The 845-nt window shown below is 59.6% G+C and carries 1 protein-coding gene; it reads right to left on the reverse strand.

The features are described 5' to 3' along the window. Positions 1–845, reverse strand: an 845-nt coding sequence (gene istA, locus B2W52_RS22410) for an IS21 family transposase (protein WP_286800939.1), incomplete at both ends; no start/stop codon positions are given.

The raw sequence follows: 845 nt of genomic DNA on the forward strand, positions 1-845 counted from the left end.
TGCCAGGCCATGGGCACGGAGTACTTGTTGGCCTTCCAGGCGATCAGGCCGGTCTTGTCCACCTGCCGTGTCTCGCGGGCCACAGGCTGTACGCAAGCCGGTGACAGGTAGGCCTCCAGATGTTCTCGCTCATCCCGTTCGAAGCGTTCCCGCGGTGGTTCGCCGGTGGTGCCGTGGATGCGGACATTGGCCACGCTCTCAACCCAGTCCTGCACGTGCTGACGCACGTGTTCCTGATCCCGGAAGACTTCACCGTAGAGGCAATCCTGCTTGACGTACTTAACACCGGCTTCCACCTTGCCCTTGCTCTCCGGGTCATAGCCTTCGCAGGCATGGATCCGGAATCCAGCCGTGGTGGCATACTCATGAAACCGTTGGTTGAGCGTCAGTTCGCGGTACTGTTCGTTGATCACCACCAGCTTGGTCTGATCGTAAACGCTCTCATCCGGCAGGCCACCGAAGTACCGCAGGGCTTCGTCATGGAGCTGGATAAACGTCTGGGTATCCAGCGGGCGGAAGGCCAGGCCCACGTACATCAACCGCGAGTACGACAGCACGAACACCACAAAATGCAGCGTGCGTTCTTCGCCACCGATCAGCACGCCGCGCAACTCACCGGGGTCCACCTGACACTGAACACCGGGCACATCCTCCAGAATGGGCTCGTAATAGCGCATCTGGGCCGAGGCCACTTCCTCCTTGAGCACTCGCACATAACGGCGAATGGAGCGATCTGAGGCCGGTAAGTCGCCGACCTTTGCCTGAAGCTTACGGGCAATCTTGACGGCGCTGAGCTTGGGGAATTGCTTGAGCAAATGCACCAGATAATCCCGGTGATCATCGAG

This window comes from Marinobacter sp. UBA2498, assembly GCF_002341575.1.
GTDB lineage: Bacteria > Pseudomonadota > Gammaproteobacteria > Pseudomonadales > Oleiphilaceae > Marinobacter > Marinobacter manganoxydans.